Source organism: Bacillus sp. EB106-06-01-XG163, from assembly GCF_058791615.1.
The window spans coordinates 148,272-163,225 of record NZ_JBYTDS010000004.1 but is presented as its reverse complement, the minus strand read 5'-3'; the positions used below and the strand labels follow the sequence as shown (position 1 = coordinate 163,225).

19 protein-coding genes and 1 riboswitch are annotated in these 14,954 nt (G+C 47.9%); of the genes, 13 read left to right on the top strand and 6 right to left on the bottom strand.

What is annotated here, in order from left to right; genetic code table 11:
• Nucleotides 1-6: 6 nt before the first annotated feature.
• Nucleotides 7-807: an NAD kinase gene (locus AC3WTF_RS06755; protein WP_003155018.1), complete on the top strand. Its 801-nt coding sequence runs from the start codon at nucleotides 7-9 to the stop codon at nucleotides 805-807.
• Nucleotides 808-821: 14 nt separating this feature from the next.
• Nucleotides 822-1,715: an RluA family pseudouridine synthase gene (locus tag AC3WTF_RS06750; protein ID WP_032871192.1), complete on the top strand. Its 894-nt coding sequence runs from the start codon at nucleotides 822-824 to the stop codon at nucleotides 1,713-1,715.
• Nucleotides 1,716-1,748: 33 nt separating this feature from the next.
• Here the strand turns inward: AC3WTF_RS06750 and prpE are convergent, their stop codons facing one another.
• Nucleotides 1,749-2,498 (bottom strand): bis(5'-nucleosyl)-tetraphosphatase PrpE, encoded by a 750-nt coding sequence (gene prpE, locus AC3WTF_RS06745; RefSeq protein ID WP_032871194.1) that lies wholly within the window; start codon nucleotides 2,496-2,498, stop codon nucleotides 1,749-1,751.
• A 227-nt stretch (nucleotides 2,499-2,725) separates the two neighbouring features.
• Here prpE and AC3WTF_RS06740 point away from each other — a divergent pair, with 227 nt between their 5' ends.
• From AC3WTF_RS06740 to AC3WTF_RS06695, 10 genes are all read left to right on the top strand, one after another.
• Nucleotides 2,726-4,570, top strand: a complete 1,845-nt coding sequence (locus AC3WTF_RS06740) for a monovalent cation:proton antiporter family protein (RefSeq protein WP_061046899.1) — start codon at nucleotides 2,726-2,728, stop codon at nucleotides 4,568-4,570.
• A gap of 53 nt (nucleotides 4,571-4,623) precedes the next feature.
• A riboswitch (TPP riboswitch) is annotated at nucleotides 4,624-4,732 on the top strand.
• An 87-nt stretch (nucleotides 4,733-4,819) separates the two neighbouring features.
• The gene (gene tenA, locus AC3WTF_RS06735) at nucleotides 4,820-5,527 is read left to right on the top strand and encodes a thiaminase II (RefSeq protein WP_007409099.1); all 708 of its coding nucleotides are present in this window, start codon (nucleotides 4,820-4,822) and stop codon (nucleotides 5,525-5,527) included.
• Nucleotides 5,505-6,122: a thiazole tautomerase TenI gene (tenI, locus tag AC3WTF_RS06730; protein ID WP_015417219.1), complete on the top strand. Its 618-nt coding sequence runs from the start codon at nucleotides 5,505-5,507 to the stop codon at nucleotides 6,120-6,122. The genes tenA and tenI overlap by 23 nt, the downstream gene beginning before the upstream one ends.
• Nucleotides 6,106-7,215, top strand: a complete 1,110-nt coding sequence (gene thiO, locus AC3WTF_RS06725) for a glycine oxidase ThiO (protein ID WP_129004064.1) — start codon at nucleotides 6,106-6,108, stop codon at nucleotides 7,213-7,215. The genes tenI and thiO overlap by 17 nt, the downstream gene beginning before the upstream one ends.
• Nucleotides 7,212-7,415: a sulfur carrier protein ThiS gene (thiS, locus tag AC3WTF_RS06720; RefSeq protein ID WP_003155008.1), complete on the top strand. Its 204-nt coding sequence runs from the start codon at nucleotides 7,212-7,214 to the stop codon at nucleotides 7,413-7,415. The genes thiO and thiS overlap by 4 nt, the downstream gene beginning before the upstream one ends.
• A complete protein-coding gene (gene thiG, locus AC3WTF_RS06715; RefSeq protein WP_007610655.1) occupies nucleotides 7,412-8,182 on the top strand; it encodes a thiazole synthase in 771 nt (256 codons plus the stop codon). The genes thiS and thiG overlap by 4 nt, the downstream gene beginning before the upstream one ends.
• Complete coding sequence (thiF, locus tag AC3WTF_RS06710; protein WP_007409094.1) at nucleotides 8,179-9,189, top strand: thiazole biosynthesis adenylyltransferase ThiF; 1,011 nt, start codon at nucleotides 8,179-8,181, stop codon at nucleotides 9,187-9,189. The genes thiG and thiF overlap by 4 nt, the downstream gene beginning before the upstream one ends.
• A gap of 22 nt (nucleotides 9,190-9,211) precedes the next feature.
• Nucleotides 9,212-10,024 (top strand): bifunctional hydroxymethylpyrimidine kinase/phosphomethylpyrimidine kinase, encoded by an 813-nt coding sequence (gene thiD / locus AC3WTF_RS06705; RefSeq protein WP_015417222.1) that lies wholly within the window; start codon nucleotides 9,212-9,214, stop codon nucleotides 10,022-10,024.
• A gap of 130 nt (nucleotides 10,025-10,154) precedes the next feature.
• Nucleotides 10,155-10,931, top strand: a complete 777-nt coding sequence (gene fabI, locus AC3WTF_RS06700) for an enoyl-ACP reductase FabI (RefSeq protein ID WP_003155001.1) — start codon at nucleotides 10,155-10,157, stop codon at nucleotides 10,929-10,931.
• Nucleotides 10,932-11,028: 97 nt separating this feature from the next.
• Nucleotides 11,029-11,637, top strand: a complete 609-nt coding sequence (locus AC3WTF_RS06695; protein WP_007409092.1) for a CotO family spore coat protein — start codon at nucleotides 11,029-11,031, stop codon at nucleotides 11,635-11,637.
• 58 nt (nucleotides 11,638-11,695) lie between these two features.
• On the opposite strand, the gene cotZ is transcribed toward AC3WTF_RS06695, so the two are convergent.
• The 5 genes from cotZ to AC3WTF_RS06670 form a co-directional block, all read right to left on the bottom strand.
• Nucleotides 11,696-12,139 (bottom strand): spore coat protein CotZ, encoded by a 444-nt coding sequence (gene cotZ, locus AC3WTF_RS06690; protein WP_007409091.1) that lies wholly within the window; start codon nucleotides 12,137-12,139, stop codon nucleotides 11,696-11,698.
• A gap of 148 nt (nucleotides 12,140-12,287) precedes the next feature.
• Entirely contained in the window at nucleotides 12,288-12,770 is a 483-nt protein-coding gene (gene cotY / locus AC3WTF_RS06685) for a spore coat protein CotY (RefSeq protein WP_007610670.1), read from the bottom strand.
• Nucleotides 12,771-12,920: 150 nt separating this feature from the next.
• Nucleotides 12,921-13,421: a spore coat protein CotX gene (gene cotX, locus AC3WTF_RS06680; protein ID WP_007409089.1), complete on the bottom strand. Its 501-nt coding sequence runs from the start codon at nucleotides 13,419-13,421 to the stop codon at nucleotides 12,921-12,923.
• A gap of 91 nt (nucleotides 13,422-13,512) precedes the next feature.
• Entirely contained in the window at nucleotides 13,513-13,824 is a 312-nt protein-coding gene (locus tag AC3WTF_RS06675) for a hypothetical protein (RefSeq protein WP_007409088.1), read from the bottom strand.
• Nucleotides 13,825-13,863: 39 nt separating this feature from the next.
• Nucleotides 13,864-14,250 carry a spore coat protein gene (locus AC3WTF_RS06670; protein WP_007409087.1) on the bottom strand — a complete coding sequence of 129 codons (387 nt, stop codon included), beginning with the start codon at nucleotides 14,248-14,250 and terminating at the stop codon, nucleotides 13,864-13,866.
• 170 nt (nucleotides 14,251-14,420) lie between these two features.
• On the opposite strand from AC3WTF_RS06670, the gene AC3WTF_RS06665 reads away from it, so the two are divergent.
• A complete protein-coding gene (locus tag AC3WTF_RS06665; protein ID WP_015239585.1) occupies nucleotides 14,421-14,777 on the top strand; it encodes a DUF1360 domain-containing protein in 357 nt (118 codons plus the stop codon).
• Nucleotides 14,778-14,954 lie beyond the last annotated feature (177 nt).

Here is a 14,954-nt window from a genome sequence, read left to right as displayed (position 1 = left end):
AATGGCATGAAATTTGCCGTTTCTTCAAAAGGAGACGAGGTTTCAGATACACTGAAAAGCAAAATACAGGCGTATTTACTCGATTTTGATATGACCTTGGATGAAAAAGAGCCGGAAATCGTTATTTCCGTCGGCGGTGACGGAACGCTTCTTTACGCATTTCACAGGTACAGCGACCGTCTCGATAAAACGGCGTTTGTCGGAGTTCACACGGGGCATTTGGGTTTTTATGCCGATTGGGTTCCGCAGGAGATAGAAAAGCTCGTTCTGGCCATTGCCAAAACGCCGTATCATACCGTGGAGTATCCCCTTCTTGAGGTGATTGTCACTTATCATGATGAAGAGCGTGAGGAGCGGTATCTGGCTTTGAACGAATGTACGATCAAAAGTATAGAAGGCAGTCTCGTCGCTGACGTGGAAATTAAAGGCCAGCTGTTTGAAACGTTCAGGGGGGACGGTTTATGTCTGTCCACGCCTTCCGGAAGCACGGCTTATAATAAGGCGTTAGGCGGCGCGATCATCCACCCTTCCATCAGAGCGATTCAGCTTGCAGAAATGGCATCCATCAACAACAGAGTGTTCAGGACTGTCGGCTCGCCGCTTTTGCTTCCCGATCATCATAACTGTGTCATCAAACCGAGAAACGACGTCGACTTTCAAGTCACAATTGATCATTTAACCTTGCTGCATAAGGATGTCAAGTCCATTCTATGCCGTGTGGCAAATGAAAAAGTCAGATTTGCAAGATTCCGTCCTTTTCCGTTTTGGAAAAGGGTGCAGGATTCCTTTATCGGAAAAGGCGAATAGAAAGAGGAAACGGATTGGACAACTTTTTTATCCAAAAGAACATGACTGCCCGGGAAGCCGGCATGACGGTAAAAGAATATACGGCGCAGCTCGGCATTTCAAAGCGGCTTCTCGCTGACATTAAATTCGGCGGGGGAGACCTGCTTGTGAACGGAGAGCATGTAACCGTCCGCGCCGTGTTAGCGGAAGGAGACGTGCTTAAGATTGAATTTCCGAAGGAGCATGTGAGTGAAACGCTTTTGCCTGAGCCGGTTCCTCTTGATATTCTTTATGAAGATGACCATGTGCTTGTGGTCAATAAACAGCCGTATGTCTCCTCAATTCCATCAAGAGAACACCCGTCGGAGAGCATCGCTAACGGAGTGATCAGCCACTACCGAAAAAGCGGTGTGCAATCAACGGTTCATCTTGTCACCCGCCTTGACAGGGATACATCGGGGGCGATGCTCATCGCCAAACATCGGCTTTCCCATTCTCTTTTGTCGGCAGCGCAGAAAAAGGGGCTTGTCAGCAGGCGGTATCTCGCTGTCGTACACGGGATCATGCGGCAGAAGGAAGGAACGGTGGACGCGCCCATCGGAAGAAAACACGACAGTATTATTGAGCGGATGGTAACGCCGGAGGGACAACGAGCGGTGACGCATTTTCAAACGGAAAAAGCGGGACATGCGTTTACGCTTGCAGCCCTGCGGTTGGAAACGGGGCGGACGCATCAAATCCGAGTGCACATGAGCTACCTCGGCCATCCGTTAGTCGGTGATACACTGTACGGCGGAAAAAATGAGGGAATTGCGCGGCAGGCTCTTCACAGTGAGCGGCTTTCATTCGTACACCCCATGACCGGAAAAACGCTCGTTTTTCACGCTCCGGTGCCTGACGATATGAAAACATTAATTGAACACATGTAAAGCCCGAACCGTTTGCCGGTTTCGGGCTTTTTTTCATGTCTGCCTTCCGTGATCCTCGCGAAATCGTGAAGCATCATAGGGCATTGAGCTTTCCACAGAGACGGTTTCATGCTCCGGAAAGCGAAAGCCTGTCAGTTGATTACCGAAGACGCATCCTGTATCAATGTTGATTGTACGGTTGACGATCCGGGGACGTTTTACCGGGGTATGGCCGTAAACAATCCATGCCTTGCCTTCATAAGCGGCGGCCCAGTCTCTTCTGACGGGTCTGCCGTCGGGATACGTTTCACCCGTGATATCGCCGTACAGAACAAATTCTTTTACCTTACGCGAGTATTTACCGATATCGTCAGCTTTTATGCCGGCGTGGGCGACAACGAGATCGCCATTATGTAAAATGTCATAAAGCGGCGCTGACTCATATAATCGGATAAATTGTCTGGAGACTTCAGTTCTGACGGCGGGAGACAGCTCTTTCAGTTCGGCTGCCGTCGTTTCCAGTCCGTGCATCACTTTTACGGGGTTTCCTTTTAAGTAACGGTACAGTTTGTTGCAATGATTTCCCGGGACATAACGGACGGCTCCTTTTTCATATGCTTTTGCCACAAAACGCATCACTTCTACGGATTTTGGGCCTCTGTCCGTTAAATCCCCCGCAAAGACAAGCGTCCTGCCTTCAGAGTGAACGGGCGTTCCGTCTTTGACTTCATATCCGAGCTTTTGCATTAACGCGATCATTTCGTCATAACATCCGTGTATATCGCTGATGATGTCATAAGCCATTCGTGTCAGCCTCCTTATTAACGGTTTTTTATTTATTATGGGGCTAATTCCTATACCTAATTACGCTGTTTTTGTACAAATTAAAAAAAGAATTAAAGAAATAAAGCCTTATCACTTTTTTTTCGCGTTCAGCCTTGTTAGAATATGCGTTATGTTTTTAAAAAAAGTAAGGTTTCGCCCGCTTTAAGCGGGCTTTTATAACCCTTGTTTTAAGGAGGTATTTACGAATGGAACACACATCAGTCGCATCTTTAGTCGTCGTTCTGATCGTCGCTTTTTTGACGCCGCTCCTTTTACATCGGTTTAAGCTCAGCATCCCCGTCGTCGTCGCGGAGATCATCATGGGGCTTATTATCGGAAAAAGCGGCCTGAATCTTGTCGTTCAGGGAGACACGTGGCTGGAGACGCTGTCTGTTCTCGGCTTTATCTTTTTAATGTTTTTAAGCGGCTTGGAAATTGATTTTTCTTCATTTGAGAAAGGGAAGAAAAAACAATTCCTTCCGAACGGCAAGGAAGCGCCCAACACGTTTTCTGCCGCACTGATTATCTTTTTCGGCATCTTTATTTTATCATTGCTGCTGTCCTATGCCTTTGTATTAGCCGGTTTTATTCAAAACGCATTTTTAATGACGCTTATTATTTCGACGATATCACTCGGTGTGGTGGTCCCGACTTTAAAGGAAGAACGGATCATGAACTCCAATATCGGCCAGATCATCCTGCTTGTCGCCGTTATCGCGGACTTGGCTACGATGATTCTGCTCGCTTTCTTCTCTTCTCTTTACGGAGAAGACAGCGGAAATATGTGGCTTCTGTTGATCCTTTTTGCCGCGGGGGTCGTGCTGTATTTCTTCGGCAGGATCTTTAAACACCGTTCATTTGTGCAGTCGATGTCTAAAGGCACCGTGCAGATCGGCACGAGAGCCATTTTCACACTGATTATCGTGCTTGTCGCTTTATCGGAATCTCTCGGGGCGGAAAATATTCTCGGCGCGTTTTTGGCAGGCGTTCTGGTATCGCTTCTGTCTCCGAATAAAGAAATGGTGGAACAGCTGGATTCCTTCGGCTACGGGTTTTTAATTCCGATCTTTTTCGTCATGGTCGGGGTGAAATTGGATATTTGGACACTCTTCCAAGACCCGAAAACATTAACGATGATTCCGCTGCTTCTGCTTGCGCTGTTTATCAGCAAGATGTTCCCGGTGTTTTATTTAAAGAAATGGTATGACAATAGAACCGTGTTTGCTTCGGGCTTTTTGCTGACGTCCACGCTGTCGCTTGTTATCGCGGCGGCTACGATCGGAGAAAGGCTCCACATTATCAGCGCCAATATGTCCGGCGCGCTGACTTTAGTTGCGGTTATTGCCAGCATCATCACGCCGATCGGCTTTAAGAAATTATACAAACGGCAAAGTGCGCCGCAGGAAAAAAAGCGCATTACATTTATCGGCGCCAACCAAATGACACTTCCGGTTACGCTGGAATTGCCCGATGAGGAATATGAAGTACGGGTCGTCCATGTGTATCAGGAAAATGCCGGGGAAACGCTTGCGGAATCCGTTTTTTCGGTTGACACGATTTCTGATTACGAGCCCGGCACGCTTGAGTCGCACGGTATTTTCAAAACGGATATTCTTGTCGTGGCGACGGGAAATGAAGATGTGAACGCTGAAATCGCCTTAATAGCGAAAGAGAAAGGGACTGAGCGTATCATCGCAAGCGTCGGCTCGGTTGAGCATGAAACAAAACTGAAAGAAGAGGGCATCAGTATTTTTTCTATCCTTCTGTCTACAAAGACGCTCTTGCGCGCATTAATTGAGGCGCCGGGCGTGATGAGCCTCCTGACGAATGAGGAGTCTTCGTTATATCAGATCAATCTGGAAAACCCGGCGTATAACGGCATCATTCTGCGGGAATTTCCGCTGATGGGCGATGTCATTTTCGTCCGGATTTTCAGAGGTGTGGACAGCATCGTTCCGCACGGAGACACGAGGCTGAAAACAGGAGACCGTCTCATCGTCACGGGCTCGCGCAACTACGTGTCGGAACTGAGAAAAATCCTTGAAGCTTGACCAAATTGCAATTCGTGATAATATAGAAGGCATAACAAATAAATCATTAATCGTATGACCACTAGGGGTGTCCTTCATAAGGGCTGAGATAAAAGTGAGACTTTTAGACCCTCATAACTTGAACAGGTTCAGACCTGCGTAGGGAAGTGGAGCGGTATTTTTTTGGGGTTCCTTTTATCCATTTAAATTCCAAACCACTTTTCCGATGCGGGAAAGTGGTTTTTTTATTTTATCAGGGGGGAAGACATGATGACATTTTCTGAAGAATGCAGACTGGCGGCTGCCGAATGGTGGGACGGAAGTTTTGTTCATCCGTTTGTAACGGGAATCGGTGACGGAAGCCTGCCGATAGACCGTTTCAGCTATTACGTGCTGCAAGATTCCTACTATTTGACGCATTTTGCAAAAGTTCAGGCGTTCGGCGCCGCATATGCCGAAGACTTGTTTACGACGGGCAGGATGGCGGGCCACGCTCAAGGGACATATGAAGCGGAAATGGCGCTGCACCGCGAGTTTACGGAGCTTTTAGGGATTACGGAAGAAGAGCGTGCGGCATTTAAACCGGCACCGACCGCCTATTCTTATACGTCTCATATGTACAGATCGGTGATGAGCGGCAATTTTGGAGAAATATTAGCTGCGCTTCTGCCCTGTTATTGGCTTTATTATGAAGTCGGCGAACACTTAAAGGAGTGCAAACCGGAGCATCCGATTTATGAAAAATGGATCGGTACATACGGCGGAGACTGGTTCAGACAGCAAGTCGAAGAACAGATCAGCCGTTTTGACGAGATTGCTGAAAACAGCACAGAGGACATCCGCGCGAAAATGAAAGAGAATTTTGTGATTTCAAGCTATTATGAATATCAATTTTGGGGAATGGCCTATCAAAAAGAAGGCTGGTCCGAGAAGGGCGGAAAAGAGGTGGAATCTTTTGGAGCTGCACGCGGTAACTGATAATCGCAAACCCGTTGCCGAGCTGGCCGAGGATATTCTTTCGATTCAGCGCGAAGTAAGCTTTATCCATATCCGTGAGCGGGATAAAACAGCGGGAGAAATCATGCAGCTTTTGACCCTTTTGAAAAAGGGCGGTGCGGATAAGGACAAATTGATCATCAATGACAGGGCGGATATCGCGCTTTTTGCCAATATACACCGTGTTCAGCTTCCGTCCCGCAGCTTTTCCGTAAAGCAGGTGCGAAGCAGATTTCCCCATCTTCATATCGGACGTTCGGTTCATTCGCTGAAAGAAGCCATCCAAGCTGAAAAGGAAGATGCGGATTATGTGGTGTTCGGCCATGTATTTGAAACCGAATGTAAACAAGGACTTGAAGCAAGAGGCATCAGCCTGCTTTCAGAGATCAAACGCACGCTTTCCATCCCCGTCATCGCAATCGGCGGAATGACACTGCAGACGATCGGACACACAAAGCAGGCGAAACCGGACGGAATTGCCGTCATGTCAGGTATTTTCTCAGCTGAAAATCCTGAGGAGGCGGCAAAGCGGTATGCACGCGCGGTAAGGGAGGCCGATTATGAAGAAGCACTATGATACGGCGGTGATCGGCGGCGGAATTATCGGGTGCGCCATTTCTTATGAGCTGGCGAAGACGCAGCAGAACGTTGTCTTGTTTGAAGCCGGAGAAGTCGGCCGAAAAACGACAAGCGCTGCCGCGGGAATGCTGGGCGCTCATGCGGAATGTGAAAACCGGGATGCGTTTTTTGATTTTGCCATGCACAGTCAAAGGCTGTATGAAGCGGCGGGGCAAGAGCTTGAGGAAGCTTGCGGCATTGACATCAGGCGCCATAACGGCGGAATGCTTAAACTGGCGTATACCGAAGAAGATATCGCCCGTCTGCGGAAGATGGATGATCTGCCTTCCGTCACCTGGCTTTCAGCGGAAGATGCCCTTGAAAAAGAGCCTTACGCTTCAAAAGACATTCTCGGCGCAAGTTTTATAAAAGACGATGTCCATGTCGAACCGTACTATGTCTGCAAAGCGTATGCAAAAGGAGCGCGGCGCTATGGCGCTGATATATATGAGCATACACAAGTCACCTCCGTAAAACGGGTGAACGGAGAATATTGCATCACAACATCCGGCGGGGATGTCTATGCTGACAAAGTCGCAGTTGCAAGCGGTGTATGGAGCGGCCGGTTTTTCAGCCAGCTCGGCTTGGGACAGCCTTTTTTTCCTGTGAAAGGAGAATGCCTTTCCGTGTGGAATGACGATATCCCGCTGACCAAAACCCTTTACCATGATCATTGTTATGTCGTCCCGAGAAAAAGCGGCCGGCTTGTCATCGGCGCCACGATGAAACAGGACGACTGGAGCGATACGCCTGACATCGGAGGAATTGAGGCCGTCATTGCAAAAGCGAAAACCATGCTTCCCGCCATCGAACATATGAAAATAGACCGGTTTTGGGCGGGGCTCAGGCCGGGAACAAGAGACGGAAAGCCGTTTATCGGGCGGCATCCTGAAGACAGCGGCATCATCTTCGCCGCCGGCCATTTTCGGAACGGCATCCTGTTGGCGCCGGCAACGGCTGAAATGGTGCGGGATATGATCATGGAAAGACAGATTAAACAGGAATGGGAAGAAGCGTTTCGAATCGATCGCAAGGAGGCTGTTCATATATGATCCTTCAGCTGAACGGAAAACAAATTGATTGGAATCGAAAAGAGGGGACGGTTCAGGATTTGCTTGAATCGTACCAGCTTGATCAAAGAATCGTAGTTGTGGAGAGAAATAAAGAAATCATTGAAAAAAAGAATTATGAAAATACGAGTTTGTGTGACCGCGATGTCATAGAAATTGTCCATTTTGTAGGAGGCGGATGAGGATGTTAACAATAGGCGGAAAACAGTTTCAGTCAAGATTGCTGTTAGGAACGGGAAAATATCCGAGTTTTGAGATTCAGAAAGAGGCGGTGGCCGTCTCGGAATCAGATATTTTAACCTTTGCGGTAAGGCGGATGAACATCTTTGAAGAGTCTCAGCCTAACTTTCTTGAACAGCTTGATTTGTCTAAGTATACGCTTCTGCCGAATACGGCCGGCGCCGCAACGGCTGAAGAGGCGGTCCGAATCGCAAGGCTTGCCAAAGCTTCAGGGCTTTGTGACATGATAAAAGTAGAAGTCATCGGATGCAGCCGGTCACTTTTGCCTGATCCGGTTGAAACGCTGAAAGCATCAGAACAGCTGCTCGAAGAGGGATTTATCGTGCTTCCGTATACGTCAGATGATGTCGTGCTCGCAAGACGTCTTGAGGAGCTCGGAGTGCATGCCATTATGCCGGGCGCTTCGCCGATCGGTTCCGGTCAGGGAATTTTAAATCCGCTGAATCTATCCTTTATCATTGAACAGGCGAAGGTGCCGGTCATTGTCGATGCCGGCGTCGGATCTTCAAAAGACGCCGCCTACGCGATGGAGCTCGGGGCTGACGGTGTGCTGTTAAATACCGCTGTGTCAGGCGCTGATGATCCGGTCAAGATGGCCCGGGCGATGAAGCTTGCCGTAGAAGCGGGCCGCCTTTCTTATGAAGCGGGGAGAATTCCGGTGAAAGATTACGGAACTGCAAGCAGTCCGCGAGACGGTCTTCCGGTATGACGGACAGATATTCCAGACAGGAGCTGTTTCAGCCGATCGGTCCCTCCGGCCAAGAGAAGCTCCGGTCGTCTCATGCCGTGATTATCGGCGCGGGTGCGCTTGGGACGGCAAGTGCGGAGATGCTTGTCAGAGCAGGGGTCGGGAAGGTAACGATCGCTGACAGAGATTATGTGGAGTGGAGTAATCTCCAGCGCCAGCAGCTCTATACCGAAGACGATGTCAGAGAGGAAATGCCGAAAGCCGCGGCGGCTGAAAAACGGCTTCGATCCATAAATAGTGATGTAGAGGTCGAGGGATTTGTCATGGATGTCACTGCGGAAAACGCACCCGGATTGATTCGTGACGCCTCCCTCATCGTGGATGCCGCCGACAACTTCGAAACAAGACTGATTGTGAATGATGCGGCTGTGCAGAAAGGGATTCCCTTTCTGTATGGCGCCTGTGTCGGCAGCTACGGGCTCTCTTTTACCGTCATTCCCGGTGTCACGCCGTGCCTTCATTGTCTGCTTGAGACATTGCCTTTAGGCGGTATGACATGCGATACGGCGGGAATCATCAGCCCGGCTGTATTGCAGACGGCCGTTTTTCAGGCAGCAGATGCGCTGAAGCTGTTAACGGGCGGATCTATCGAGCATGTTCTCCGTTCCTTTGATTTATGGAAAAATGAACGGTCAGAAATAAACGTCACCCGTCTTAAGTCGGCTGATTGCCCAAGCTGCGGCACGAACGATTATCCGTTTTTATCCTATGAAAATCAGACAAGAGCGGCGGTTCTGTGCGGGCGGAACACGGTGCAGATCAGAGCGGGGATCTCTGAACAGTTTGATCTGCAAAAACTTGCGGGACAGCTCAGACGGACAGGGCTTGATGTTTCAGCCAACCCGTATTTAATTTCGTTTTGCAAAGACGATTTCAAGATGGTACTGTTTCGTGACGGCAGAGCATTAATACACGGCACAAGTGATATCAGCAGAGCGAAATCCTTTTATCATAAATGGATCGGATAATGCGAAAGGAGAGAAAAACATCATGAGCATATGCAAAGCATTGACGATTGCCGGATCAGATTCAGGAGGCGGCGCCGGTATACAGGCGGATCTCAAAACCTTTCAGGAGCTCGGCGTTTTCGGGATGTCAGCCATTACAGCGGTCACCGCCCAGAACACTTTGGGCGTTCACGGCATTTATCCGCTCACCCGGGAAGCGCTGGGCAGCCAGATTGACGCGGTGGCGGAAGATTTGCGGCCTGACGCTGTAAAAACGGGAATGCTGTGGAGCGCGGAAATGATTGCGGAAATTGCGGAAAAAACGGATCAGTACGGGCTTGATCATGTCATCACCGACCCCGTCATGATTGCCAAAGGAGGCGCTTCCCTGCTGCGTGAGGAATCTCAGGCCGCGTTAAAAGAGCTGTTAATTCCGCGCAGCTATGCGGTGACGCCGAATGTTCCGGAAGCTGAGGTATTGACGGGAATGGAAATCCGCACGTTTGAGGACCGGAAAAAAGCGGCCGAACGCCTTTGCAAGCTTGGTGCAAAGCATGTCATCATAAAAGGCGGACACCAGCCTGAACAGGGGAGGATCGTTGATTTATTATTTGACGGTTCGTCTTTTACCCAAATCAGCCACGCTTATATTGACACCAAACACACCCACGGAACAGGCTGCACGTTCGCAGCCGCGCTGACGGCGGAAACGGCAAAGGGGAAAAACATTCAGACCGCGTTTGAGACAGCCGTCAATTTTGTGCGGGAAGCCGTGGAACATACGCTCGGCATTGGAGAGGGACACGGCCCGACCAATCATTTTGCCTTTAAAAGGAACAGTCTGCAGACGAGATAAAAAAGAGACCGCTTCAACATCCGCGGTCTTTTTCCCATGCTTTCAATCTGGACAAGGTTATGATATGATAAAAATTAAGATCAGGTACTAAAACTATGTCTTTAAGACGATTACAGGAGGCTTTATACATATGAATTTCTCACTTGAAGGCCGCAACATCGTTGTGATGGGCGTTGCCAATAAACGCAGTATCGCATGGGGAATCGCCCGTTCGCTGCATGAAGCCGGAGCGCGCCTCATTTTCACTTACGCGGGAGAGCGCTTGGAAAAATCAGTTCATGACCTTGCGGCTACATTAGAAAGAAATGATTCCATCATCCTTCCGTGTGATGTGACAAATGACGCTGAGATCGAAACTTGCTTTGCGAGCATTAAAGAGCAGGTCGGCGTGATTCACGGCATCGCGCACTGCATCGCGTTCGCAAACAAAGAAGAGCTTGTCGGCGAATATTTAAATACGAACCGCGAAGGATTCCTGCTTGCGCATAACATCAGTTCTTACTCTCTGACAGCGGTCGCAAAAGCGGCGCGTCCGATTATGACTGAAGGCGGAAGCATCGTTACACTCACTTACCTCGGCGGAGAGCGCGTCGTTTCAAACTATAACGTAATGGGTGTGGCAAAAGCGTCTCTGGATGCGAGCGTCAGATATTTAGCCGCTGACTTAGGAAAAGAAAACATCCGCGTCAACAGCATTTCAGCAGGACCGATCCGTACGCTGTCTGCAAAAGGAATCAGTGATTTCAACTCTATCCTGAAAGAAATTGAAGAGCGCGCGCCGCTGCGCCGCACGACAACACCTGAAGAAGTGGGCGACACGGCTGCATTCTTGTTCAGTGACCTGTCAAGAGGCATCACGGGCGAAAATCTTCACGTTGATTCAGGATTCCATATTACCGCACGTTAAATAACAAGCAGTCCCTTTCAGGGATTGCTTTTTTCTTTCTTCTGATTTTAATCATTCCGTCATATAAATAAAACATGACAGAATCGGAGGGATGAAGATGTCAAAACAAAACAGAAACGCGGAAAAAAAACCGCTCATGTATATTGTTCAGGCGGATTATTCAGACACGCAATCATCAATGCAGGACATATTAATCAAAAAAAGGAAAGCGCCTCAGCCGCCGGAAGAAGAGCCGATGCATGGAAAGCGGGAGGAAGAATGTCAAACTCAGCCTGAAGGAGCAGTGGCTGTCGAGCCAGAAAAGCAAGTACCTGAACAGCACAGCCGCGCAGAAGAAGCCGTTCAAGAAGTTCCGGCGCAAGCGGAGCAGGACACTGCCAAGCCTGACGCCGCTAAAAAAGAGCCTGATGCCGCTGAAAAAGAGCCTGAAGCGGTTCACAATGCCGCCCCAGAGGAAAAGGTTCCGCCAAAGCGCGTGAAAAAGCCGATGAGCAGAATGTCCATTCTTGAAAAAATTGATTTCTTAACGAAGCTGCCGCATAATATGCCGCGGACCCTTTGTCTGATAGAAGCCAACGGGAAAACCTACAGAGGCGTAATCGTCGGCAGAAAAAATAATGCGATCTTCCTGCGGACGACAAGCAACGGAGCGCCGGCAGAACTCGCAATAGACGATATTACCTCGCTGCATCCGCTTGGATTTTAACCATACAAAAAGCTGCCTGAATTCTTTCATCCGGCAGCTTATTTTTATGCTTTTTGATTTAAGAATGTGTGCGGTTGATCAGTCTCGGGTTCAGGCAATTGATGGCGCAGAAGCTATGGAGATCGACTTCAACGCAATAGTTCGTTTTTTCTAAACGGAATACATCGCAGAGAGAGTCTTTATCTGTAAAATCAAGAATGTGCTTATGCTCGTCAAAAGCAATAAGCAGGCTTAATGTGGCACAGCCGTCACAGACCCTTTCAACTCTGAAAAAAACGGTATTAAAGCACGGACCGTTATCCAGCTCGCCGACGTTTCCGAATGCGGTGAACGGTTTCGATTTTGAGGTGAAGATGGCGAACGGCACTGTATCGCCTAATGTATAAGCCGGAGATAAAAGGTTAGAATAACAGCCTGTCGGGCAATCTTCTTCAACCGCATTTTGCAGGTCTTCAATATTTTCTACCGCTTCACGCACACAGTATGTTGTATGCTTGCTCATAATATCCCTCCTGACTTCACGTTTTAAATGGTACCGGTTTAAACGATAGCGGAGAGTCAGCCGCCCGGAAGTCCGGGCGGGCTGATGATTGCATCTGTAATAGAAGGTTGGAAGGGGATTCTTCTTTAGGAAAGATGCGAATCAATGACTATCCGTGATGCTTTTTCTCTTTGTGCGGCGCAGGCCGGTTAACAAGCTCGGGTGAAAGGCACTGAATGGCGCTGAAGCAGCTCAGATCAACTTCAATGCAAAATTCTGTTTTTTCTAAACCGAAGAAATCAGGATCACAAGGATGGCAGACGCTGAGGGTGTCGCCGTGCACATCTACGGGGCGCAATACTGAAAGCGTCGCGCAGCAATCGCATAGTCTTTCTACACGAAAGAAAATGGACTCAAAGCACTGGCTGTCATCCGCAAATCCTCCGACGTTCCCGAATGTGGAGAACAATCCGCCTTTTTTATCAAATACGAGAAACGGAATGGTGTCTTTACCTGCAATCGTCGGGCTCAAAAGATTCGTATAGCATCCAGTCGGGCATTGTTCTTCAACAGCCTCTTGTTCTGCTAAAATCTTCTCGACTGCATCGCATACACAATTTTCATCTCGGCCATGGTGTTTTCCGCAGCTCATGGATTTCAGCTCCTTCTTTTAGGGTATTTGACTTTTGTCTTTAACAACATATGTACGCGAGCCTCACTTGGTGTGGGTGAACGTCTATATATTCATCATATGCGGAGAAAATAAGAAAAAGCAGAGCATTTTTAGCTCTGCTTTTTCTTTTTAGAGGACGAGGGTGATGACTAAGATGGCAATCAGTGTATTTGTTGCTGTTGAGATCAATGTTGCGATATCGGCATCTACTGTTGTCACGTTTACGCCGCGGGAGTTTTCGATGAGCAGTTTTTGACGGTTGATTTGTTTGTTAGCTGTTAGCTGCAATAAGTCTTGTGCGACCAATTCAGCGATGACTCCGTCAGCGATTGAAGTGAGAGTGGCCGTTACGACTGCTGCATTAATCGCTGTCATGACTGAAGTGACTGCCTGAATATCTGTCGATGTCACGTTAATATCACAAGAATCTCTGATAATAATCGCTTCTTCAGAAACTTGTTTGTTGAGATTCGCCTGTGCCAGGTCTTGGTCGATGAAGGCATTATCTTCGCCGAACCCGTGTCCGTTACAGCAAACATTACATCTTCTGCCTTCTTTTTCTTCTTTTTCTTCTCGCGGATGTTCACATTCAGGATCAAGTGCAACCCAAGAGTATGGTCTGCTTTCCATATCTATTCCTCCTTTTCTTTTACTAATATTAAATGAGCCGGCCCCTTACTTTGACTCAGGCATCTATCCTGATAAAAATCACTATTTTTAGTTATTGACCGGGATTTTGGCGTCTTTGCCGGAGCTGTTCGATTAATTGTTCTCTGCGGGTTTGCTGCTTTGTCTGCTGTTCTTGCGCTTTCTGCTCTTTTTTCTGTTTCTGGCTTTCAAGAAAAGCTTCTGATTTCGCCTGCATGTCTTTCACTAATGCGATCAGCATTTCTTTTTCTTCATCAGGTATTTCCCGCATTTTATCTTTTGTCACGCCGTGTTTTTTGAAGACATTGCTGACAAGCACTTTTAAAAGCGGATCCACTTCTGGTAGATTTGCGAGTTCTTCTTTGAATTTTTCGTTATCTGCCATTTGTTCTCACCTCTATTTTAAAAATTTGAAAAGAAAGAGTTAAAGGATGTCTAGTTCAGCAAAAAGTATATTTAATAGCTGAAACAAAGTTTGTACAAAGGCCATGATATCGTCTGCTGTCAGTGTGATTTTAATATTGCGGCTGTTAATGACTTGAATGAGGGTTCGCTTTTTTATTTGGCAATCCTCGAGGATCAGCAGTTCGGTTGCCATTTGATCGGCTGTGTCTTCATCTGCGATCACGAGCTGTGTCGCGAGGATAATCGCCGCAGTAACTGAAGCTTGTATAGAAAGAGCAGCCGTTATATGTGTTGTATCTATTGTGACATTTTCGCAATCAATCACTTCGATCTTCTGCTCGAATTCGTTAGATAATTGTTCGAATATTTGCGGTTGCAGTGTTTCGACTTTTTCTTCAAACGACATAACCTTCACTCCTTTCTCATTCATACTCTATATAATGCAAATGAAACGCCGAGCGGAATAAGAAAAACAACTAAACCGCACCTATTTTTTTACCGGACAAGGTGCGATTCATGAAGATCAGGGTTTTCGCATATGTATAAAGAGGTCAAGTTTTGAAAAGGAGTGAACAGGTGGTTATCAATTGGCTTTCATTTATTCTGTTATCGTTTGCCGTTTTCCGGCTGGCCAGGCTTTTCGTATTTGACACTATTATGGCGCCGCTTCGGAGCCTTTTTCACGAGGAAAAAACAGAAACCGCACCCGACGGCACGACAGAAACCTACATTGTCATAAAAGGCAAAGGGATCAGGGCATTTATCGGTGAACTTCTCAGCTGCTACTGGTGTACGGGCGTGTGGTGCGCCGCCTTTTTAATTGCGGTCCAGATTGTGGTACCCGAGGCTGCGCAATGGCTGATTTTGCTGTTAGCCATAGCCGGCGCGGCCGGGATCATTGAAGCTGCGGTTTCTCGTCTTCTGCAGGAATAAGGCGGTTCCACCAGCAACTTACCGTCACTTTCGGCATAAACTGGCATATATGACATAAGGAAAGGAAGGATCACCATGAGTCAATCAAGCAAACCTTCCCAACACTCTCCATACAAATCAACTGTGCATCAGCCTTACGAAAAAAAAATTAAGAAAAAAGGCTGCGGCTGCGGCCAA